This is a genomic window from Xanthomonas sp. NCPPB 2933 (genome assembly GCF_056725225.1).
Window position 1 is genome coordinate 1,110,699 of sequence record NZ_CM161518.1, and the last position, 23,095, is coordinate 1,133,793.

13 protein-coding genes, 1 pseudogene and 1 riboswitch are annotated in these 23,095 nt (G+C 63.7%); of the genes and pseudogenes, 6 read left to right on the forward strand and 8 right to left on the reverse strand.

The window, feature by feature from the left end:
• Nucleotides 1-37 precede the first annotated feature (37 nt).
• Nucleotides 38-1,111: a 3-isopropylmalate dehydrogenase gene (gene leuB / locus AC1PLU_RS04665; protein WP_481107845.1), complete on the forward strand. Its 1,074-nt coding sequence runs from the start codon at nt 38-40 to the stop codon at nt 1,109-1,111.
• A gap of 710 nt (nt 1,112-1,821) precedes the next feature.
• Here the strand turns inward: leuB and AC1PLU_RS04670 are convergent.
• The 6 genes from AC1PLU_RS04670 to AC1PLU_RS04695 form a co-directional block, all read right to left on the reverse strand.
• A complete protein-coding gene (locus AC1PLU_RS04670; RefSeq protein ID WP_023905033.1) occupies nt 1,822-3,384 on the reverse strand; it encodes a 2-isopropylmalate synthase in 1,563 nt (520 codons plus the stop codon).
• Complete coding sequence (locus tag AC1PLU_RS04675) at nt 3,381-4,451, reverse strand: threonine dehydratase (protein ID WP_228996136.1); 1,071 nt, start codon at nt 4,449-4,451, stop codon at nt 3,381-3,383. Before AC1PLU_RS04675 ends, AC1PLU_RS04670 begins: the two co-directional genes overlap by 4 nt.
• A gap of 123 nt (nt 4,452-4,574) precedes the next feature.
• Nucleotides 4,575-4,832 carry an ACT domain-containing protein gene (locus AC1PLU_RS04680; RefSeq protein WP_006451059.1) on the reverse strand — a complete coding sequence of 86 codons (258 nt, stop codon included), beginning with the start codon at nt 4,830-4,832 and terminating at the stop codon, nt 4,575-4,577.
• Nucleotides 4,816-6,537 (reverse strand): acetolactate synthase 2 catalytic subunit, encoded by a 1,722-nt coding sequence (gene ilvG, locus AC1PLU_RS04685; RefSeq protein WP_023905031.1) that lies wholly within the window; start codon nt 6,535-6,537, stop codon nt 4,816-4,818. Before ilvG ends, AC1PLU_RS04680 begins: the two co-directional genes overlap by 17 nt.
• Before the next feature lie 42 nt (nt 6,538-6,579).
• Complete coding sequence (gene ilvC / locus AC1PLU_RS04690) at nt 6,580-7,581, reverse strand: ketol-acid reductoisomerase (RefSeq protein WP_115040918.1); 1,002 nt, start codon at nt 7,579-7,581, stop codon at nt 6,580-6,582.
• Nucleotides 7,582-7,618: 37 nt separating this feature from the next.
• On the reverse strand, nt 7,619-7,753 hold the full coding sequence (locus AC1PLU_RS04695) for a hypothetical protein (RefSeq protein ID WP_274521486.1): 135 nt from the start codon (nt 7,751-7,753) through the stop codon (nt 7,619-7,621).
• A 472-nt stretch (nt 7,754-8,225) separates the two neighbouring features.
• Here AC1PLU_RS04695 and ggt point away from each other — a divergent pair, with 472 nt between their 5' ends.
• On the forward strand, nt 8,226-9,935 hold the full coding sequence (gene ggt / locus AC1PLU_RS04700) for a gamma-glutamyltransferase (RefSeq protein WP_481107846.1): 1,710 nt from the start codon (nt 8,226-8,228) through the stop codon (nt 9,933-9,935).
• An 80-nt stretch (nt 9,936-10,015) separates the two neighbouring features.
• Nucleotides 10,016-11,854, forward strand: a complete 1,839-nt coding sequence (locus AC1PLU_RS04705; protein WP_481107847.1) for a methyl-accepting chemotaxis protein — start codon at nt 10,016-10,018, stop codon at nt 11,852-11,854.
• Between the two features lie 9 nt (nt 11,855-11,863).
• On the opposite strand, the gene AC1PLU_RS04710 is transcribed toward AC1PLU_RS04705, so the two are convergent.
• Together AC1PLU_RS04710 and AC1PLU_RS04715 are read right to left on the reverse strand one after the other, a co-directional pair.
• Entirely contained in the window at nt 11,864-13,828 is a 1,965-nt protein-coding gene (locus AC1PLU_RS04710; protein WP_481107848.1) for a S9 family peptidase, read from the reverse strand.
• Between the two features lie 301 nt (nt 13,829-14,129).
• Nucleotides 14,130-16,900 (reverse strand): annotated as a pseudogene (locus AC1PLU_RS04715) (TonB-dependent receptor).
• Nucleotides 16,901-17,204: 304 nt separating this feature from the next.
• Nucleotides 17,205-17,302: riboswitch (TPP riboswitch) on the forward strand.
• Nucleotides 17,303-17,417: 115 nt separating this feature from the next.
• Between AC1PLU_RS04715 and thiC the strand changes: the two are divergent.
• The 3 genes from thiC to AC1PLU_RS04730 all read left to right on the forward strand — a co-directional run bounded on the left by thiC (nt 17,418) and on the right by AC1PLU_RS04730 (nt 23,058).
• Nucleotides 17,418-19,295, forward strand: a complete 1,878-nt coding sequence (gene thiC / locus AC1PLU_RS04720; RefSeq protein WP_481107849.1) for a phosphomethylpyrimidine synthase ThiC — start codon at nt 17,418-17,420, stop codon at nt 19,293-19,295.
• Nucleotides 19,296-19,717: 422 nt separating this feature from the next.
• Entirely contained in the window at nt 19,718-22,054 is a 2,337-nt protein-coding gene (locus tag AC1PLU_RS04725) for a winged helix-turn-helix transcriptional regulator (RefSeq protein WP_481108466.1), read from the forward strand.
• A gap of 110 nt (nt 22,055-22,164) precedes the next feature.
• Nucleotides 22,165-23,058 carry a helix-turn-helix domain-containing protein gene (locus AC1PLU_RS04730; RefSeq protein ID WP_268214245.1) on the forward strand — a complete coding sequence of 298 codons (894 nt, stop codon included), beginning with the start codon at nt 22,165-22,167 and terminating at the stop codon, nt 23,056-23,058.
• The last annotated feature ends 37 nt before the right edge of the window (nt 23,059-23,095 follow it).

Genomic DNA, 23,095 nt, shown 5'->3' on the forward strand with positions numbered 1-23,095 from the left:
TTTTCAGGGCGCTACGGCGCCAACTCACGAGGATTGCATGAGCAAGCAGATTTTGATTCTTCCCGGAGACGGCATCGGCCCGGAGATCATGGCCGAAGCGGTCAAGGTGCTGACGCGGATCGATGCGCAACATGGCCTGGGTTTCAGCCTGGTGTACGACGAACTGGGTGGCGCGGCCTACGACAAGTACGGCAGCCCGCTGGCCGACGAAACGCTGGAGCGCGCGCGCGCTGCCGACGCGGTGCTGCTGGGCGCGGTCGGCGGGCCGCAATGGGACAGCATCGATCCATCGCTGCGTCCGGAGCGTGGGTTGCTCAAGATCCGCTCGCAGCTGGGTTTGTTCGCCAACCTGCGTCCGGCGCTGTTGTATCCGCAGCTGGCCGATGCCTCCACGCTCAAGCCGGAGGTCGTTGCGGGGCTGGATCTGCTGATCCTGCGCGAGCTCACCGGCGGCATTTACTTCGGCCAACCGCGTGGTACGCGCACATTGGAAAATGGTGAGCGTCAGGCTTACGACACCTTGCCGTACAGCGAAAGCGAGATCCGTCGCATCGCCAAGGCCGGCTTCGAGATGGCGCGTTTGCGCGGCAAGAAGCTGTGTTCGGTGGACAAGGCCAATGTGCTGGCATCGAGCCAGCTATGGCGTGCGGTGGTGGAGGAAGTCGCGAAGGATTATCCGGACATCGCGCTGTCGCACATGTACGTGGACAACGCGGCGATGCAGCTGGTGCGCGCACCCAAGCAGTTCGACGTGATCGTGACCGACAACATGTTCGGCGACATCCTGTCCGATCAAGCATCCATGCTCACCGGGTCGATCGGCATGCTGCCCTCGGCCTCGCTGGATGCCAACAACAAAGGCATGTACGAGCCGTGTCATGGCTCGGCACCGGATATCGCAGGGCAGGGCATTGCCAATCCGTTGGCGACCATCCTGTCGGTGGCGATGATGTTGCGTTACACCTTCGCGCAGGCCGCCGCTGCCGATGCGATCGAGCGCGCTGTCGGCAAGGTACTCGACCAGGGCCTGCGCACCGCCGACATCTGGTCGGAAGGCACGACCAAGATTGGCACCATGGCGATGGGCGATGCGGTGGTTGCTGCGCTGTAAGCGTGATCGTACAGCTTGTCTTTCGTTGAGCTAGCAGCGGTCATCGCTTTATTGGGCGATGGCCGCTTTCGTTTTTGAGGGTCATCGATAGCGCGGTGCCGCATCCAGTGTCGGGACACGCCGCAAGTACGTCCATGTAGGCTCGGTGGCGGCATCCATGCCGCCACACGGTCCCGCCCCTGGACGCGACACCGCGCTCTCACTCTTCGCGGCTGCTGATCGGCAAGCAATGCCTTTTGGTAGGCGTAATGCTTGCAGATTCCGCAGTCGGTAGTCGGTAGTCGATGCAGTTTTTCGTCTATTGCTTTGCCATGATTCCGCCAGCGAAGGGCGCGCTCCAAAGCATGATCAATCAACCAAGTAACGCTTCTCCTTCAGCCACCAACAATATTCGGAGGTGCTTGCGCGCGTACCGGCGTGGGACCTTACGCGGCATGGATGCCGCGTAAGAGCCTATACGGACGTACTTGCGGCGTGTCCCACGCCGGTACGCGTGCAAGCGCCCTCAGTGATCGAGGCATTTGCGCGAAACCGGCAGACGTCGTGCGTGGGATTGGTCGATGCGGCACCGCGCTCCAACTCTTCGCGGCTGCTGATCGGCAATCAATGCATTCTTAGAAAACGTTCAAATCACCAACTACCGAAAAGCAAGACGGCCAGCAGATCACTCCGCTAGCCGTCAGGTTTACATCGTCGAGTTGATTGCAGCGTTACGCCACTGCTGCCGTCTTACCGGCAACCACGCCACGCTGGCGCTGACGCAACAGGCGATTGGCCACGTCCAACCACGCCAGCGCGCTGGCTTCGATGATGTCCTTGCTGGTGCCGGTGCCTTCGTATTCCACGCCGTCGTGGCGCACGCTCAGGCTGGCTTCGCCACGTGCGTCCGCTCCGATGCCCACGCTGTGGACCTGATAGCTGTCCAGTTCCAACTTCACACCAGTGGCCGACGCCAGCGCACCGAATAGCGCATCCACCGGACCATTGCCTTGCGCGGTTTCGGCAACACGATTGCCTTCCGGATCGGACAACTCCACCAGCGCGTTCGCGCGGCTGCCGACATCGCTGATGGTCATCGAGGCCAGGCGGTAGCCTTCCTGCACGGTGGCATCCTGCATCAACGTTTGCAGATCGGCGTCGGTAACCACGCGCTGCTTCTCGCACAATGCCTTGAACTGCTCGAAGACCAGCTTGACCTCGTCTTCTTCCAGCAAATAGCCCAACGCGCGCAGACGCTGCTCCACTGCCGCACGGCCGCTGTGACGGCCCAGCACCATCTGCGAGGACTCCCAGCCCACGTCTTCCGGGCGCATGATTTCGTAAGTGCCGCGATGGCGCAGCATGCCGTGCTGGTGGATGCCCGACTCGTGCGCGAACGCATTGCCGCCGACCACCGCCTTGTTGCGCTGCACCGGCATGCCGACCAGGCGCTGCAGCAACTGCGAAGTGGACACGATGCGCGGCGTGTTGATCTCGGTATCGATGTTGTAGAACGCACCGCGCACCTTCAGTGCCATGGTGATTTCTTCCAGTGCGCAGTTGCCCGCACGCTCGCCGATGCCGTTGATGGTGCATTCGACCTGGCGCGCGCCGCCCTCGATCGCCGCCAGCGAATTTGCCACCGCCAGACCCAGATCGTTATGGCAGTGCGCGCTGAAGATGACGGTGTCGGCCCCTTCCACGCTGGCGATCAGGCGCGAGAACATGCCGCGGATTTCTTCCGGCGTGGTGAAGCCCACCGTGTCCGGCAGATTGATCGTGGTGGCACCGGCGGCGATCGCCACGCGGGTGACCTCGGCCAGGAAATCCTCTTCGGTACGGGTGGCATCTTCGGCGGAAAACTCGACATCGTCGATATAGCCACGCGCCAGCGTCACATGCCTGTGCACCGATTCCAGCACCTGCTCGCGGCTCATGCGCAGCTTGTGCTCGCGGTGCAATGGGCTGGTGGACAGGAACACGTGCAGGCGCGGATTGGCGGCTGCTTCCAGTGCGCGGGCGGAGGTTTCGATATCGGCCTGCAGGCAGCGCGACAGCACCGCCAGCGTGGGGCGACGCAACTCACGGCCGATCATCGCGACGGCTTCGCGGTCGGAATGCGAGCTGGCCGGGAAGCCGGTTTCGATGATGTCCACGCCGAGCTCGTCCAGCGCGCGCGCCATCACCAGCTTCTGCTGGGGCGTCATGCTGCAGCCGGGGGATTGCTCGCCGTCGCGCAGGGTGGTGTCGAAAATTCGGATACGCGGGGTCTGGTTGGATACGGTCGTGTTCACCAGGAAGACTCCTCTACGGCGATGGCGGTGACAGGCGTTGGAGCGACTGCGGATGGGCGGGAAAGAACGGGTGTTTCGGGAAGTGACTTGGCGCTGCGTTCGTTGCGCAGTCGCTCGGTATTGCGACGACGCGGCTTGCGTGGCGGACGCGGCCGCACCTCGGACAAGAGGGTGGCCAGCACAGTTGCGTCGATATTACCGCCAGAGACCACTGCACATTTGCGTTTGCCTGAAACGCGACGACCGGCGGCCAAGGCGAGTGCCCCGGCGCCCTCGGCGATGACGTGTTCTTCCAGCGCCAGACGCACCAGGGTTTCGCGCAATTCGGCCTCGCGCACGATCACCACATCGTCTAGCAGACTCGCGCATAAACGGCGTGTCAGGAAGCCGGGAATCTTGACCTTCACGCCGTCCGCCAGCGTAGGCACCGGGGTGATTTCGCGGAAGTCGCCGCGTACGGCGCGGGCCATCGAATCCACGCCTTCCACCTGCGCGCCGACGATGCGCACGCCTTGCGATTTCAGTGCCAGCGCCACTCCGGAGGCCAGCCCGCCGCCGCCGATCGGCACGATCACTACATCCGGCGCATGCGCGGCCAGTTCGATGCCGACCGTGCCTTGCCCGGCGATCACATCCGGGTCGTCGAAGGCCGAGAGAAAGCGGTAGCCGTTCTGGTCGGCCAGCTCGCGCGCAAACGCAAACGCCTCGTCGTAGCTGTTGCCATGCTGGCGCACGGTAGCGCCCCAGTGCGCGACCCCGGCAATCTTGGTCTGCGGCGCGCCGTACGGCATCACCGTGATGGCCTGCACGCCCAGCCGATACGCCGACCACGCCACCCCTTGCGCGTGGTTGCCGGCCGAGGCGCAGATCACCGGGCGCTCGTCGCCGCGTTCCAGTCCGGCCAGCAACGCGTTCAGTGCGCCGCGCACCTTGTAGGAGCCGGTGCGTTGCAGGTTTTCCAGCTTCAACCACACACCGAAGCGCTCGGCGTAATGCAGCGGCGTGGGCGACAGGTATTTGCGCAGACGCGCCTGCGCAGCCAGCACGTCGGCCACGCTGATGGCCACGTCGCTTACGTCTGGCTCCTGCGAAGAAGGGCGGCCGGAATCAGGCATTGCGGCACGCGCGCGGCCAATCCGGAAGAAGACACCTCCGGACAGCGATCTGATGGTCACGCGAGGTCTGCATGGTCATGCCGCAGCCTCGACCGATTCCAGCGCAGTGATCACCACCGACTCGCAGTCGTACACCTTTTCCAACTGCAGGCGCAGCGTTTCCGGTGGGCGCGTGCTGTCCACGTCCAGTTGCAGATGCCAGCGGCCGGCATCGTCGGGCGCGGCGGCGCCCTGGATGGCGCACGGGCGGAAGCCGCGTCGCTCGGTCATGCCGAGCACGCGCACCAGCGCGCCTTCGGCCGGCTTCAGCACCAGATCAAGCCGGTAACGCATGTGGCGTCTCCTTGACCGCATGTGCGGGATTGCTGTCCAGCATGGTGCTGTTGGCATTGTTGGGCGGCACCAGCGGCCACACATTGGCACGCGCGTCGATGCTCACATGCAACAGGCCGGGGCCGGGCTGTGCCAGCAGCTCGGCCAGTGCGCCATCCACATCGCCGCGCGCGATGATGCGCTTGGCCGGGATGCCGAACACCTGCGCCAACGCCGCAAAATCCGGGTTGTCGGACAGGTCGATTTCGCTGTAGCGCTCGGCAAAGAACAATTCCTGCCACTGCCGCACCATGCCCAGCGAGCTGTTGTCCAACAGCACGATCTTCACCGGCAGCTTGCAGCGCGCAATGGTCACCAGCTCCTGCACGTTCATCATGAAACTGCCGTCGCCGGAGACCAGCACCACGGTGCGGTCGGGGCAGGCGAACTGCGCGCCCATCGCCGCCGGCAGGCCGAAGCCCATCGTGCCGAGCGCGCCGCTGGTGAGGTGATTGCGCGGGTCGTTGAAGCGGCAATGCTGCGCCACCCACATCTGATGCTGACCCACATCGCAGGCGATGATGGTGTCGGCCGGGGCCACTTCGCTCAGGCGCTTCAGCAACGCCGGTGCGTAGATGTCGGTGCCGGGCGCGTCGTAACGCGCACCGAATTTTTCGCGGTTGGCAAAGCAGCGCGTGCGCCAGGCCTGGCAGTTGCCGCGTGCCGCACTCAAGGCTTTCAGACTCAGTGCCACATCGCCAGGCACTGCGATGTCGGCAGTGCGCAGTTTGGAAATTTCATAGGCGTCGGCATCCAGATGGATGACGCGCGCAAACGGAGCGAACTCGCTCAATTTGCCGGTGGCACGGTCGTCGAAACGCGCGCCTACTACGACCAGCAGATCGCATTCCTGGATCGCCATATTGGCTGCACGGGTGCCGTGCATGCCCAGCATGCCCAGATAATCCGGATGCGCATGCGGCAACGCGCCCAGACCGCGCAAGGTCAGTGCGGTCGGGATGCCGGTGGCTTCGACAAACCGCCGGAACGCGTCCACCGCGCCTGCCAATGCAATCCCGCCACCGCCGTACACCACCGGGCGTTCGGCGCTGGCGATGGCGGCCAGCGCTTCGGCCAATTTCGCGTCTTCCGGGGCCGGAGGCGGCAGCACCGCTGCCGGCACGTGATCGGGCAGATGCGACGCATCGGCGATCTGTACGTCCTTGGGCAGGTCGATCAAGACCGGCCCGGGACGGCCCTCGCGCGCGATGCGAAACGCCTCGCGCACGATCTGCGGAAGTTCCTCCACCCGCCGCACCAGAAAGCTGTGCTTGACGATCGGCATGGTCATGCCGAACACGTCCAGTTCCTGGAATGCATCGGTGCCCAGCAGGGGCGTGGCGACCTGGCCGGTCAGGCACACCATCGGCACCGAATCGAGCATCGCATCGGCGATGCCGGTGACCAGATTGGAGGCGCCCGGGCCGGAGGTGGCCACGCACACGCCGACCCGGCCGCTGGCACGGGCGTACCCGTTGGCGGCCAGGGCGGCGCCCTGTTCGTGACGGACCAGGATGTGCTTGAGCCTGGAATCCACCAGGGCGTCGTAGAACGGCATGATGGTGCCGCCCGGATAACCGAACAGCGTTTCCACGCCCTCGGCTTCCAGGGCCTGCGTCAGCCAGCGCGCGCCATTGCGGGGCGTGCTGTGTGCGGAGGTGTTCATGCGTTGCGGACCTTCGGTGTTAGCGGTGGGGGTGCGGCGGCATTACGCCGCTTGTTGATTCGCAGGTGCGGCAGCGGCCTGTTGTTCGCCGTTGAGCCACACCATCTTGGCGCGCAGCTTCTTGCCCACTTCCTCGATCGGGTGCTCCAGATCGGCCTGCTTGAACTTGGTGTAGTTCGGCAGGCCGGCTTCGTATTCGGCCACCCAGTTCTTGGTGAAAGTGCCGTTCTGGATGTCGGTCAGCACGTCCTTCATGCGCGCCTTGGTGCTGGCGTCGATCACGCGCGGGCCGCTGACATAGTCGCCGTATTGTGCGGTTTCGGACACGAATTCCAGCATGCGGGTGATGCCGCCTTCGTAAAACAGGTCCACGATCAACTTCAGTTCGTGCAGCACTTCGTAATACGCGATTTCCGGCTGGTAGCCGGCTTCCACCAACACTTCGAAACCGGCCTGCACCAGCGACGAGGCGCCGCCGCACAGCACCGCCTGCTCGCCGAACAGATCGGTCTCGGTCTCTTCTTTGAAGGTGGTCTTGATGATGTTGGCACGCGCGCCGCCCAGGCCGCCGGCATAGGTCAGCGCGAACTGCTCGGCCTTGCCGCTGGTGTCCTGATACACCGCATAGATGCACGGCACGCCGCGGCCGATTTCATATTCGCGACGCACCAGCGCGCCCGGGCCCTTGGGCGCGACCAGCACCACGTCCAGATCGGCGCGCGGCTTGATCATGTCGAAATGCACGTTCAGTCCATGCGCGAACAGCAGGCAGGCGCCTTGCTTCATGTTCGGTGCGATGACCTCTTCGTAGAGCTTCTTCTGCACCATGTCCGGGGTCAGGATCGCAACCAGATCGGCGCTTTTCACCGCCTCGGCCGGCGCCACGACGGTGAAGCCGTCGGCCTGGGCCTTGGATTCGGTCGGGCCGCCGGCACGCAAGCCGACAGTGACGTCGAAGCCGGAATCGCGCAGGTTCAGCGCATGCGCGCGGCCCTGGCTGCCGTAGCCGATGATCGCGATTTTCGGTTGGATGTCGTTGCTCATGGAGTTAAGTCCTTGCGGGGTTGGCAGTGAAAAAGAATCAGCCGGCAGTGGAGACACTGGCCGGCCGAACAAAGCGGGGATGGACGATGGCACTGGCCATGCAGGCACATGCACCGGCGCAGTTGTCGGCGCGGGTGGTGCAGATGGCGGCGATGTCAGTGATGTCGTTCATGTCATTCGAAACTTTTGGTGGTCCCTGAAACGCGAAACCCCGCGCCGTTGCCGGTGCGGGGTCTGATCGAAGCCTTGTGTGTCTGTTGCCTACACGAAGTCTCGTCCCGCAGCGGTTGGCGAGGTAATAAGTACGAGCACGAGAAGCGACGCTGCCAACGCGCCGGAGGGCGCGGACACTGGGGCGTTCGAGGTGGTGTGGCGGTGCGGCATGGACTGAGATAACCATCGCCACCGGTGGGGTGTCAACCCTTGCGCGTGAAACGGCCACGTCCATGTGCAAGTTGCCGTGGGAAACCCCATTGCAGCAGCATGGTTACCGCTGAAACCGGATCGATGCAGGGTAGTGAGGGTCGATGCAAGTCACTAAATGCGCGGCATTCGCGCTGCCGAACAATGGTGATCGAACGAGGCGGCATGCGCCGCTGGTATGGTTGGCGACTCATTCTGCTGTGTCATGGAGGCCGCCTGTCATGCGTCGCGTACCTGTTCTGTTGGTGTCTGCTCTGGTGCTGCTCGCGCCGCCTCTCATCGCCGCGGACCGCATCACTGGGCAGCCGTTTGCGACACGTTCGGAAGTGATCGCCCCACATGCGATGGCGGCCACCTCGCAACCGCTGGCCACCCAGATCGCGCTGGATGTGATGAAGAACGGCGGCTCGGCGGTGGATGCGGCGATTGCCGCCAACGCCGCGCTGGGCCTGATGGAGCCCACCGGCAACGGGGTGGGCGGGGATCTGTTCGCCATCGTCTGGGACCCCAAGACCAGCAAGCTGTATGGCTACAACGGCTCGGGCCGTTCGCCCAAATCGCTGACCCTGGCCGAGTTGCAGCGCCGCGGCTTGAAGGACATCCCGCCGACCGGCCCGCTGCCGGTGTCGGTACCGGGCGCGGTGGATGGCTGGTTTGCGCTGCACGAGCGCTTCGGTCGCAAGCCGATGGCACAGAACCTGGCCCCCGCCATTCGCTACGCCCGAGAAGGCCATCCGGTGGCCGAGACCATTGCCTATTACTGGGACCGCTCGGTGCCGCGGCTGTCGCAATACCCCGGCTTCAAGGAGCAGTTCACCATCGACGGCCACGCCCCGCGCAAGGGCGAGCTGTGGAAGACCCCGAACCTGGCCAACACGCTGCAGCAGATCGCCGATGGCGGCCGCGATGCGTTCTACAAGGGCGACATCGCGCGCACCATCGGCGCCTACTTCAAGGCCAATGGCGGCTACCTGAGTTACGAGGATCTGGCCAGCCACACCGGCGAGTGGGTGGAGCCGGTGTCCACCAACTATCGCGGCTACGATGTGTGGGAGTTACCGCCCAACAGCCAGGGCATCGCCGCGCTGCAGATGCTCAACATCCTGGAAGGCTACGATTTTTCCAAGATTCCCTTCGGTTCGGCCGAGCATGTGCACCTGTTCACCGAGGCCAAAAAGCTGGCGTTCGCTGATCGCGCGCGTTTCTATGCCGACCCGGCCTTCCAGCCGGCACCGCTGGCCAGGCTGGTTTCCAAGGACTACGCCGCCCAGCGCCGCGCACTGATTTCCATGGACAAGGCGCTCAAGGAAGTGCAGCCGGGCACGCCTAAACAACTGGAAGAGGGCGACACCATCTACATGACCGTAGCCGATGCCGACGGCATGATGGTGTCGCTGATCCAGTCCAACTACCGCGGCATGGGCAGCGGCATGGCCCCGCCTGGGCTGGGCTTCATCCTGCAGGACCGCGGCGAGATGTTCGTGCTGAAGAAGGACCACCCGAACGGCTACGCGCCGGGCAAGCGCCCTTTCCAGACCATCATCCCCGCCTTCGTCACCAAGGATGGCAAGCCATGGCTGAGCTTCGGCGTGATGGGCGGGGCGATGCAGCCGCAGGGGCACGTGCAGATCGTGATGAACCTGGTGGACTTCCATATGAATCTGCAGGAAGCCGGCGATGCGCCGCGCATCCAGCATGAAGGCTCCACCGAGCCGACCGGCCAGGCCACTGCGATGAGCGACGGCGGCGAGGTCAATCTGGAAACCGGCTTCTCCTACGACACCATTCGCGGGTTGATGCGCAAGGGCCACCCGGTGATCTTTGCCGACGGGCCGTATGGCGGCTATCAGGCGATTGCACGCGACCCGGCCAACGGGGTGTATTACGGCGCCTCGGAAAGCCGCAAGGACGGGCAGGCTGCCGGTTACTGAGCAAGCGCTTGCGGGTGCGTCGCGCTGCTCAACTCCAGCCGCAGCGGGCCGCTAATGATCGTGATGGATTAGGAACTGCCATGAGCTCGATGCAACCGCCTGACCTGCCGTCGCAAACGCGTGCGGCGCTGCTCCCCGATGCGCCGGTCGCCTTGCTGCGGCTATCGGCCGAGGCGTGCGTGGTGGCCTGCAACCGCGCCGGCCTGGACGTCCTGGGCAAGACCGCCAGCGAGCTGCAAGGCGTGCCGGCGTCGGTGTTATGGGGCTTGAGTGCAGCCGATCTGGTCGGCGAAGAGGGCGTGTGGGCCGCCCCGGGCGACGACCCGGCCCGGCGCGTGCGCTATGTGCGCGACCGCGAGCATGGCGGCTGGATGCTGTCGCTGCCGCATGTGGAAACCGCGATCTTGCTGCGCGAAGCAACCCGCCTGGCCGAAGACAGCCGGCCGGTACCGATCTCGCCACTGCTGCAGCCACTGGTTGCACGCCTGCAGGCCGAACACGAAGACCGCACCGTGCTGGAGCGCACCGCACAGGCGCTGGCCGGCTGCGAGCTGGAACTGTTGTTGCCGCCCGGTCTGGCAGAGACCGAGATGGGCCGTCGCCTGCAGGCCGGCTTCGGCAATCTGGCCGAAGCGATCCGCCAGGCAGTGGCGCTGTCGGTGCAGATCGCTGCCGAAGTGCCGCCGCTGGTGGCAGAGAACGACGAGATGGTGCGCCAGTCGCAGGCACAGACCGAAGCATTGGACGGCGCCCGCACCGCAGTGGAACGGCTGTCGTCCAGCCTGCAGGACGTCAACGCCGATCTGGCACAGGTCATCGCGTTGGCCGCCAGCGCCGATGAAAGCGCACGTCAGGGCGTCGCCGCCGCACATGCGCTGGGCCAGGCCATGCACGAAGTGGAACGCCGCGCCGCGCGTGCCGGCGAGGTCATCGAAGTCATCGACTCGGTGGCATTCCAGACCAATATCCTGTCGATCAACGCCAGCATCGAAGCGGCGCATGCCGGCGATGCCGGACGCGGGTTTGCGGTGGTCGCCACCGAGATCCGCCGCCTGGCCGAACGCGCCGCCGCCGCAGCGCGCGATGTGCGTGCGATCCTGGCCGAAACCAGCGCCGCAGTGGGCGAGGGTGCCGCCTCCGCACGCGGCACCGAAGCGGTGCTCGATGGCATCACCCGCGTGCTCGGCCAGGCCAGCAGCGCGATGACTACGGTGGCCGGGCGTATCCAGGCGCAGGACAGCGAGATTCGCGGGATCGAAAGCGCCGTGGATGGCGTTGTCGCGTTGGGGCGCAGCAACTTGCAGCACGCCGCACATGTGGCCGAACGCAGCGAAGCGTTGGAGCGCGGTACCGAAACCCTGCGCGATTGCGTGGGATTGTTCCGCTTGCCGGCCGACCCGCTGAAGGTGCCCCGACACGCACGCGTCAAGGAACTGGCCGTTTCCACTGCGGGCAAAATCGGCACCGCATTGGCGCAGGCCATTGCACGCGGCCAGATCGATGAAGCGTCGCTGTTCGCACGCAGCTACACGCCGATTGCCGGCGTGGAGCCGCCCAAGTTCAGTACCGATTTCGACGCGCTGTGCGACGAGGTATTGCCGGCCTTGCAGGAGCCGCTGCTGGATGCGCATCCGTGGATCGTGTTCGCCATCTGCGCCAATCCCGACGGTTACGTGCCCACGCACAATCTGCGCTTCACCCAGCCGCTGACCGGCGATCCCAAGCGCGATCTGGTCGGTAACCGCACCAAACGCAAATTCACCGACCGCGTCGGCCGCAGCGTCGGCGCGCACACCGACCCGTATCGCCTGCAAGTGTATCGCCGCGACACCGGCCAGATCATGTTCGACCTGTCGGCACCGATCTTCGTCGGCCGCAAGCACTGGGGCGGTCTGCGGGTGGGCTACACGCTGGAATAGCTCGCCTCGCTACTGGGGCGCGGCCGAAACAGCGGAAGCCGCTGCCGCGTCACCCAATTGCTCGCCGAGAAAGCGTTCGAGAGTGCGATAGAACGTCACCTGGTTGGCGTCTTTGTAGAAACCGTGTCCTTCCTTGGGAACAGCCATCCATTGCGGAGCGTTGCCGCTGCGGGTCAGCGCCGCGCGCAAGCTCTTGGCCTGGGCGAATGGTGCGCGCTCGTCTTCTTCGCCGTGCACCAGCAGCACCGGCACCTTGATGCGATCGGCCAGCATCACCGGCGAGTGCGCGGCCAGCTCGGAAACGTCGCGGCCGATGGCGCGTTCCAGATAATGCATGCCGTAGTCGCTGCGATTGATGTCGCCCTTGCTGTACATCATCTGCAGATCGTAGATGCCGGCAACACCGACAGCGCAGCGGAACAACGCCGGTGCCTTGACCTGCACCATCATTGCCGCATACGCACCGAAGCTGGCGCCATAGCTGCAGATGCGCGACTGATCGGCGAGCCCCTGGGCAACCGCCCAGCGCACGCCGTCGATCAGGTCGTCCTGGATACGTTCGCCCCACTGGCGATAACCAGCACGCTCGAACCGATTGCCGCGGCCAAGGCCGCCGCGGTAATTGACCTGCAGCACCAGATATCCGCGGCTGGCCAGGAACTGGGCGTCGGTATCGAAGGCCCAGCCATCTCCCTCGGCATGCGGGCCGCCGTGCGGCAGCAGGATCATCGGCAATGGCACACCCTTGGCGGCAGCGCCGGGCACGGTGAGTACGCCGTCCAGGGTCAGGCCGTCGCTGGCCTGAAACGTCACCATGCGACGCTCGCTCATCTGCGCCGGCTGCAATGCGTTGCGTGCCCTGATGACGAGTTTGAGCGTGTTGCTCGGCCGGTCGAACACGTACCACGCTCCTGCATCGCGATCGCTGTAGGCCTTGAGCAACAGGCCATTGCCGTCCTCGGTGAAGTTGATGAAATCCACGTACTGACCGGACAAGGTCTGGCTCAGGCTACGGTGCAGCTGTGCTTCGGCAGCGTCCTGCTCGACATACCGCAGCGTTGGCCGCCCCGGTCCCAGCCGTGCGGCAAACGGCATTTGCGGCGCCGAGCCCCATTGCAGGTCGTCCACGTCGTAGAACGGGTCCGAGGCGAGCACGCTGCGTTGCTGGCCATCGGGGTCGCTGGCGACTAGAGCCGTAGGGCCACCAGCCTCGTTGTACCAGCCATAGACGCGCCCCGGCTGTCGCGCAAAGGCGATCGGGCGCCAGCTCGCCTGCACCTGGGGCATCGGCGACCAGCCGTTGCCCGCACGCCGGAACAACAGCGAGTTGTCGTTGTCGTCGGTGCCATATGCGTACTGCGGCACGCCATCGTGGTCGAGGACGAACCTCAAATCGGGCACGTCGATGTCGGCCATCAAGCGATGCGTGGTCGTGGTCGCGTCGACGTCGTAGAGCATCGAGTGGCGCGAATCCAGCGACAGACGCCGCATGTAGAAATGGCCGTTGCGACGACTGGGCAGGCCCTCGATGTAGCCGAACCCGCGCTCCAGCCCCGCGTTGCGGGTGCTCTGCAGATAGCCGTAGACATAGCGCTGATTGCTGCCGTCCAGGTCGGTGGCAATGATCTCGCCCATCGGCATGGGCTCTTCCAGCGAGCCGAGCTTGCGCCCCTTGCCGATCACCAGACGACGCTCACTGACCCAGGCGATGCGCACCGGCAGTTCGTAGCGCGGCAGGCGCAGCATCGTGGTGGATTGCATGTCGGCGATGCGGTAAACCACCAACGCGTAATTGCCGTCCCCTAGATCCGCACTGACCGCCAGATGCTTGCCATCGGGCGACATGGAGGGCGAGGAGATCGGGCCCGACTCGACGAAAGCTTCCACTGGCGGCGGGGACGCAGCCAGTGCGCCACCGCTCAGCACTCCCAGCAGCATTGCCGCTGCCCAGGCACACCATTGCATCCGTTGCATTTGCGTTGTCCGTTTTATTTCACTGAACGATAACGAAACGGCACTGGCGGTGACAAGTGGGCGACAAAAAAAAGCCGCCGAAGATCGGCGGCAGGGGAGAGAGAGCAGGTTTCTTGTTTTAGTGACTGCAGGCTAGCGGTGCGATGTGCCGTGGAAATGTCCTCGCATGCCGCCATCGCCGTGCTGCGTGCCAAGCGGCCGGTTACGTGTCAGCACTGGCATAAACACAACGACGCCGGAAGGCGGCCGTTGTGACGACACACGTGTCCAGACAGCGGATCAGCGCGTCAACGGCGGCGGATCAGAAGCGCTGGATGTATTGCAGGTAGCTGTAGCGCCCCGGAATGGCATAGGCCGAATCGAACGAGTTGGCAGAGGCGCTGAGCGCTACCGGCGGGTCGCGGTCGAAGACGTTGTTCAGGCCTACACGCACGGTGGCATTCCACGGCAATTGATAAGACACCTGCATGTCGTTGAAGGCAGTCGCCGCGACGTGGCGATAGTTGCCGTTGTCATCCAGCTCCGAGTCGTCGTCCCTCATGCCGGAGTAGTAACGCACGGCCCAGTTGGCAGCCAGATTGCCGTAGCTCCAGTCCAGGTGAGCGTGCCGCGCGTGCGCCAGTTCGGGTTGTCGGTGTGATAGATGCCGTTGTAGCTTTCCCACGCCGAGGTGTCGTCCTGCTTCTGCTCGTTGACGGCCACGTAGGTCGAATCCAGCGTGAGCATGAACTGGCCGATCGCCGTTTCCGGCAACTTGTAACGCGCGGTGAAGTCGTAGCCCTGCATGCGCTGCTCGCCGACGTTCACCGGCTGGATCACCAGGCCGGTGATGGCGCCGGTGGCATCGCGTCTGACCAGATCGCAGAACGCAGATACATTGAACTCATAGCACTGCGACAGGATCTGGTTGGCGCTGAATTCGGTGATGGCATCGGTGATCTTGATCTTCCACCAGTCCAGCGACAGATCCAGGCCTTGCACCGCGGCGGGGCTGTAGACGAAACCGAGCGTGGTGTTCTTGGATTTTTCCGGCTGCAGGTTGGTGTTGCTGGTGTAGGTGAACGGATAGATGGTCTGGCCGGAGTTGCCGTTGGCGCTGTTGTATTCGGCGACGTAGTTCGCCGGCACACCACCGCTTGCACATGCCGCGGCAATCGCGCTGGTATAGGACGTGCTGTTGGTCGAGCAGGGATCCGAATACGTATCGAAGCTGTCCGACGCGCCCAGGTACAGATTTTCGATCGATGGTGCGCGGAAACCGGTGGCGTAGTTGCCGCGAATCAACAGGTCAGCGACAGGTTTCCACTTGAAACCGAACTTGCTGTTGGTGGTGCTGCCGAAGGTGTTGTAGTCGGAGTAACGCACCGCTGCGCTCAACTCCAGCAATTGCGCACCGGCCACATCTTTCAATAGTGGAATCGCCACTTCGGTGTAGTAGTCGTTGAGCGTGTACGCGCCGGAAGTCGGGGTGAACGCATTGCCCGAGGTATAGCCGGCTGAGATCAACGCATCGGGCGAGGAGAAGCCGCTTTCTTCGCGATGTTCAACGCCGGCCGCAAAGCGCATCCAACCGGCGGGAAGTTCGAACAAGTCGCCGGTGATGTTGGCGGTCACGCTGCTGTTCTTGTACTGATAGGTGTTGTGCGCAGTGAATAGAATGTAGTCCAGCATTTCCTGGGTCACGCCACCGGCCGGCGACAAGGGATTGAACGGCACGCAGCCGGTGATCACCGCGCCGCCACTGTCCAGACACGACAGGGTGCCGTTGACGATGCCCGATTCACCGAGTGCATTGCCGAGGTTGAGCAGATTGACATCGCCGTATTGCGTTTCAGTTTGATCGGTCTGGTTGTGCGCAAAGCCGACGTCCCAACCGAACTGCCTGTCCGCGAATTGGAAGTCTCCTTCCAGCCCGGTATAGACGTGCGAGGTCTTGACGTCCTGCTGGTAGGTGCGCGCGAACTCGGTCAACCGGTGCGACCAACCCACATCGCGGCCATCGCCGCCATAGGCGCTGTTGTAGGGGTTGTAGTAACTGTCGCCACTCATCAGGATGCCGGTGTTGACCGAGGCCAGTGGAAAGCCGGCCAACTGTTGCGAGGATTGGCGGCGGTTGTAGAGCCCGTCGAGCTTGAAACGCACGTTGTCGGTGAGTGCGTAGTTGCCTTGAACATAGAGCGCATCGCGCTTCTGCGGCGTGACCAGATAATTGTCCTTGGCGTAGTTGTAGCCGTACTAGGAGGTGTTGAAGGCGGTGTATTGATCCAGTCCGTAGCGTGGGTAGTTACTGTCGCCGCTGGCGGTTGCGCTGCCGGGCAGCACCGTCCACGCAGCGCTGTTGCCATCTGCACGTAGACGGCCGCTGGCCGAATAGCTGCTGTAGGCGGACGAACCGGCGCCGTACACCGGCTCGGCCGAGATCTCGCGGTCGCCTGCCATCACCGCATCTTCGGTGACGCTGGATAAACCGATCACCAGATTGCCGCGCTCGCTGGTGGCGCCCACAGTGGCATCGAACGAGGTGCGCTGCCCGTCGCCCTGACCATACTGGCCGACATAGGCGTTGACTTCGGCACCATCGAAATCGCTGCGCGTGATGATGTTGACCACGCCGGCGATCGCATCGGAGCCATAGATCGACGAGGCACCGTCCTTGAGCACCTCCACGCGTTCGACGATTGCCGAGGGAATGGTGTTGAGATCCACCGAGCCGGACAGTCCCGACACCCAGCGCCGCCCGTTGACCAGCACCAAGGTGCGCGATGCGCCGAGATTGCGCAGGCTCACCGTGGCCGAGCCATCGCCGCCGTTATTGACGGTGGAGTTCATCGTCGCGCCGTTGGAGGGGATGCGCTTGAGCACGTCGGCCACCGAGGTCAGGCCCTGCTTTTCGATGTCCTGGCGCGTGAGCACCAGCACCGGTTGCGAATTTTCCACATCGACCGAGCGGATGCGCGAGCCGGTGACCTCGATCTTGTCCAGGTTGGTCGGACTCTTATCGGTCTCTTCCTGGGCCACCGCACTATTGGTGACGCACAGGCCAATGGCGATCGCGAGCGAACCCCGACGCAGGGTCGGGTGGAGCATGGGCATATTCATGTGTACGGCGGTTCCCGGTAGAAGAGGAGGCGAGGCGATTCCCGTTGAATGACACCGCCGTGACATGCGATTTCAGCTGCATGACACGAAGGCTTAGCGAGAATTTAACGAGCGGGTGTCGCCACCGTTTTTCGCGAATCGGCGCCTTGTTGCGGCGCAACGCGCGCAATGCGTGGGCGCGTCATGCAATGCCGGTGCATCGATGCGCGTGTGCCGCGTTGACCTGCGATGACGCGCGCGGACACATGCCGCGAGCGGGTGCGATGTGGTTTAATCGCCGCCGAAGTGGGGGTACCGCAGCGCGCTGCGGTTGAGATAGTCCCTTCGAACCTGATCCGGTTGATACCGGCGTAGGGAAGCTTCGTTAGATGCGATGGTCCGTGCGCTGCACGGGCACCTTGTGTTGAGCGCCGCCGCTTCGTCCGCACTGCGAATCCTTCGCAGAGCCAGCGCCGTTGGTGCTGGTTTTCCAGCACACAGGACGAACGCCATGAATGCCGCGCCTACCGTTTTGCAGCAACAAGCCCAGTCGCTGTCCGAGGCTGTGACCCAGCCGATTCCCGGGTCCCGCAAGATCTTCGTGCAGGGCTCGCGCGCCGACCTGCAGGTACCGATGCGCGAGATCGCATTGACCCGCACACCGACCCTGTTCGGTGGCGAAGACAATGAGCCGCTCAGTGTCTACGACACCTCCGGGCCGTATACCGACCCGCACGCCGCGATCGATCTTGCCGCCGGTCTGGCGCCTCTACGCGCGCGCTGGATCGCCGAGCGCGGCGATACCGTGGCGCTGGATGACCTGAGTTCCAGCTTCGGGCGCGGCCGTGAGCACGATGCGCGCCTGGATGCAGTGCGCTTTCCTGCGCGGCACTTGCCGCGGGTGGCGCGCGAAGGCGCCAATGTCACCCAGATGCATTACGCGCGGCGCGGCATCATCACCCCGGAGATGGAGTTCGTGGCGATTCGCGAAAACCAGCGTCTGGAAGCGGTGACCGACGCGATCCTGCGCAAGCAGCATGCAGGCGAAGCCTTCGGTGCGGCGATCCAGCAACGCATTACACCGGAATTCGTGCGCGACGAAATCGCCCGTGGTCGCGCGATCCTGCCCAACAACATCAATCATCCGGAAAGCGAGCCGATGATCATCGGTCGCAATTTCCTGACCAAGATCAACGCCAACATCGGCAACAGCGCGGTGTCTTCAGGCATTGCCGAAGAAGTGGAGAAACTGGTGTGGTCGATCCGCTGGGGCGGCGACACGGTGATGGACCTGTCCACCGGCAAGCACATCCATGAAACGCGCGAGTGGATCATCCGCAACTCGCCGGTGCCGATCGGCACGGTGCCGATCTATCAGGCGCTGGAAAAAGTCGACGGGCGCGCCGAAGAACTCACCTGGGAGATCTTTCGCGACACCTTGATCGAGCAGGCCGAACAAGGCGTGGATTACTTCACCATCCACGCCGGTGTGCTGTTGCGCTACGTGCCGCTGACGGCCAAGCGTGTCACCGGTATCGTCTCGCGCGGCGGGTCGATCCTGGCCAAGTGGTGCCTGGCCCATCACAAGGAAAACTTTCTCTACACCCATTTCGAAGACATCTGCCAGATCATGAAGGCCTATGACGTGGCGTTTTCGCTTGGCGATGGCTTGCGCCCGGGCTGCATTGCCGATGCCAACGATGCAGCGCAGTTCGGTGAGCTGGAAACGCTGGGCGAGCTGACCAAACTGGCGTGGAAGCACGACGTGCAGACCATGATCGAAGGGCCTGGGCATGTGCCGATGCAGCTGATCAAGGAGAACATGGACAAGCAGCTGCGCGGATGCGGCGAAGCGCCGTTCTATACCCTGGGGCCGCTGACCACCGATATCGCGCCCGGCTACGACCACATCACCAGCGCGATCGGCGCGGCGATGATCGGCTGGTTCGGCACCGCGATGCTCTGCTATGTCACGCCCAAGGAGCATCTGGGCCTGCCCAACCGCCAGGACGTGCGCGACGGCATCATGGCGTACAAGATCGCCGCGCATGCGGCCGACCTGGCCAAGGGCCATCCCGGTGCGCAGGTGCGCGACAACGCCTTGAGCAAGGCGCGGTTCGAATTCCGTTGGGACGACCAGTTCCATCTTGGCCTGGATCCCGAAAAGGCCAAGGAGTTCCACGACGAGACCTTGCCCAAGGATGCGCACAAGCTGGCGCATTTCTGTTCGATGTGCGGCCCGCACTTCTGTTCGATGAAGATCACCCAGGACGTGCGCGATTACGCGGCCGAGCATGGCATGGGCGAAGCGCATGCCTTGTCTGCTGGCATGGAAGAGAAGTCGGTGCAGTTTCTCGCGCAGGGCGCGCAGGTGTATCGCGCTTTGTGACACCTGTGTGCAGTGAGTTTCGGCGGCGTAATCTGAAGGCTGCTTAAGAAAAGTTCAGCTTCGCATTAAACAGAACCCGTCGCGGTGCGCAAGTGCCGTGGCGTGCCCTGCCTGCAAACGGTTACAGCGCATCAACATTTCAGGGCATTTACCTGAATCGCAGATAAAAAAATCGCGCCGGAGGCGCGAAGGGGAACGTCGTAATTATTTGAATTCGTCGGCGAGAGAGAGAGCCTGACGTCGCCACCTGTCGTAGGAAGCAACGAGGCATAGCGTAAAATTTGCACCAATTGGATGCATGACACAGTTGGTCGTGGTCCTTTGCTGAATTTGGCGTTTCGCGCAATGTGCGTGATGCGTTCTTTGTCGTCCTTGCATGCCGATGCGTTCTGTTGCCGATGAGTGTTTCTTCCGCTAATGCAATGTCATCGGGCCGGCTGCGTGTCGGTCATTGCGTGGTCGATATCGCCTCGCGCGAAGTGCACGCTCCTGGTGCGAAGAGGCCGCCACGTCTGGCGCCGAAATCCTTGGCGGTGTTGCTGACCCTGGCCCGGCAGCCAGGGCAGGTGGTGACGCGCGAGCAGTTGCTCGCCGAGGTCTGGCCCAACACCTTGCCGAGCAACGATGTGGTGACCCAGGCAGTCACCCAATTGCGCAAGGCACTCGCCAGTCACGGGGGGCAGCGCTCCGAGCATATCGAGACCATCGCCAAGACCGGCTATCGCCTGATGGCGCCGGTGGTGTGGGAAGCGCCGGCCGATGTTTCAAGGCATGCGGTTGCAAGCGCGCTTGCTGCAGTGCCGTCGAGTGGTCTACAGACCGATGTCGATGCGTCCCCTGCGGTCAATGAAATGGCCTTGTCGCAGCAACCTGAGGCTGTCAGCAAGCGCTACGCAGCACCGTCGGCCGTCGCGCCACACGCATCGCGCAAACGCCGCCGGATAGCGTTGCTGATCGCCGCGGTGGCCGTGCTGGTGCTGCTTGGACTGGTTGCGCACACGCTGTGGCTGCGAGCGCCAGTGGAGGGCGCCACGGCGGCGTCTGCAGTGCTGGGCAGCCCAAAGCGCCCGTACCAGATCATCACAGCAGGTGGCGGTTTCGATCTCACACCAAGCTTGTCGCCGGATGGGGCGATGGTGGCCTACGCCTCGCTGACCAGCGACCGCGCCGGCACCTCGATCCTGGTCAAGACTACCAATAACGCCTATCCGCGGGTGCTGGACACGCCAGCGGCGGGCATCTCTGATCGACTGCCGGCCTGGTCGCCGGATGGTCGCGAAATCGCCTTCTCGCGGCAGGCGCCGGATGGCAGCTGTCGCATCATGATCGCCGCCGCAAACGGCCCGGCGGCCGCGCGTGAAGTGGTGCGTTGCGATGGCGCGGACATGCTGAGTTTCAGCTGGTCGCCAGATGGCCGCGGCTTGTTGTTTGGCAGCATGACCGGCGCGCACGGCGCACCGCGCATTCGCCGCCTGGATCTGGAAACCGGGCAGTGGCAGCCACTTGTCTACAGCGCGCAGCCGCAGGATTTCGATTACGCACCGCGCTATTCGCCAGACGGGCACTGGATCGTGTTCCTGCGTAATCCACAACTGGGCGATCTATGGCGCATCCCTGCAACCGGCGGCGCCGCCGAGCGCCTCACTCACGACAACGCCGATATCCGCGGCTGGAGCTGGTTGCCGGATGGCAGCGGATTGATTTTCGGGCGCCGTGTGGACAGCGAGGCGCGCTTGTATCGACTCGACCTGCGCGACCGTAGCCTGCACGACCTGGGCGTGGACGATGCCCAGGCGCCGGACGTGGCACACAACCATCTGGTGTTCGTGCAACGCAAACCGCAGTTCGGCGTCTACCAGGTCATTCGCGACCCGATGAATGGCGGTTACATCCGGCGCCGCCTGTTCCCCTCCAGCGGTCGAGACGACCAGCCGATGATCGCGCCGGACGGGCGCCAGCTGATCTTCGCCTCCAATCGTTCCGGTGCGTATGGGCTGTGGTGGGGCGATGTCGGCAAGCCCGGTTCGGTGCGTTTGATCGAAGGGCTGCGGCCGGATGCGCGTCAGGCCGCCGATTGGTCGGCCGATTCGCAGCACGTGCTGGTCAGCGGTAGCGATGCGGACGGGCATGCGGCCCTGTTCGAGGTCACCCCGAGCAGCGGCAAGGTGGTGCGTCTGCCGGTGCCGCAACCGCGGCCGTTGCAGGCGATTCACCTTCCCGATCCCAATCAATTGCTGGTGCTCGCTGCGGCAGAAGACGGGCACACCTTCGCCACCCTGTACGACAGACGCAGCAGTCCGTGGCGTGCGATCGCATCGCTGCAGGATGTCTCGCAGCTGCGCCTGGACCGCATCACCGGGCAGGTGCTGCTGACGCGCCTGACCGGTGGCGGCTTATGGCAGATCGCGCCCACCTTGGCAGCCCAGACCCTGCAGTCGATCGATCCCCAACAGCCATCGCGCTGGCGTTATCGCAGTTGGGCACCGGGAGCGCACGGCCAACTGCATTACCTGTCGTCCAATGACAGCTGTGCCACGCATGACAGCGACTTGCGGAGCGGGCACGGGCAGTGTCTGGATGTGAGCAAGTTCACTACCATCAACGGCTTCAGCGTGGACCAGCGCAGTGGGGCGTTGTACGTGGCGTTGGCAGAAGAAGACGGCAGCGCGATTGCCTTCATGCCATTGCCGCAACGTACGGGGGTGACCACCGGTTTCATCTCCAACGCGTTGTTCTTACTCAGGAAATTGGCTTCGTAAGTTTTTCGGAAAGGCTTCGTGTCAATTTCGGCACACCTTCGTCATAACTTCCTGACTCGCGCCAGATTCGGCAAAACACTACGCCCTCTTTCGTACAGGGGGCTGCCAGCATGCAACAGGTCATCACCGCAGATCGCGGGCTCGCACTTTCACTGGATGGTGCCAGCGAGTCGACATCGACGACCTGTCTGGCGGTCTCGCGTCTGGGCAGCATCCGCACCATGGCCACCACCTTTACGTTGTGGGTGCAGTTGCGTGGCCGCGCATGGGTGGAATCCAAGGAAGGGCGCTTCCGTCTGCGTGCCGGCGACTGGATCGCCTTCGACAAGGACTCCCATCCCACGGTACAAGCGGACCGCAACGCACTCTGTGTCGGTGTCAGCCTGGATAGTGAAAGCCTGCAATCGTTGTCCGAGTTGACCGATGCGACCTTGTATCCAGGTCGCAGCCAGCTCTCGCGTAGCGATCTGCGCATCGCCCTGCGTCTATGGCGCAATGCGTCCGCACAAAACGGCAGTGCGCCGGCGCGTCCGTTGCTGCTGCACTTGGCGGCGATGCAGCGCGATTTCATCGAACAGGAGCAGCGCTGCCCAGGCCGCTCGCGTAGCCGTCGCCGTCAGGTGTTTGGCCGCATGCAGCGCGCACGCATGTATCTGGAAGGCAACAGCGACCGCGTGGTGCGCATTGCCGAGCTGGCGCAGCTGACCAACTTCTCCAGTTGGTATGTCTCCAAGACGTTTCAGAGCCTGTACGAAGAGAGTCCGCAGGCCTTGTCGGCACGTCTGCGCCTGGAGCGTGCATCCGATTTGTTGCGCGATACCTCGATGATGATCGGCGAGGTTGCGGCGGCAAGCGGCTTCGACAATTGCTGCAGCTTCGCACGTGCGTTTCGTGCGCGCTTCGGTGTCTCCGCATCGCGTTATCGCGACCAAACGACAAATCCGCCAGATTCGGCAAAGCCACGGAACGTGACGCGCAAAGCGACGATGTTCACGCAATCGTAATTTGCACGGGGGCGCTTAACGCGCCACTAACGAACCC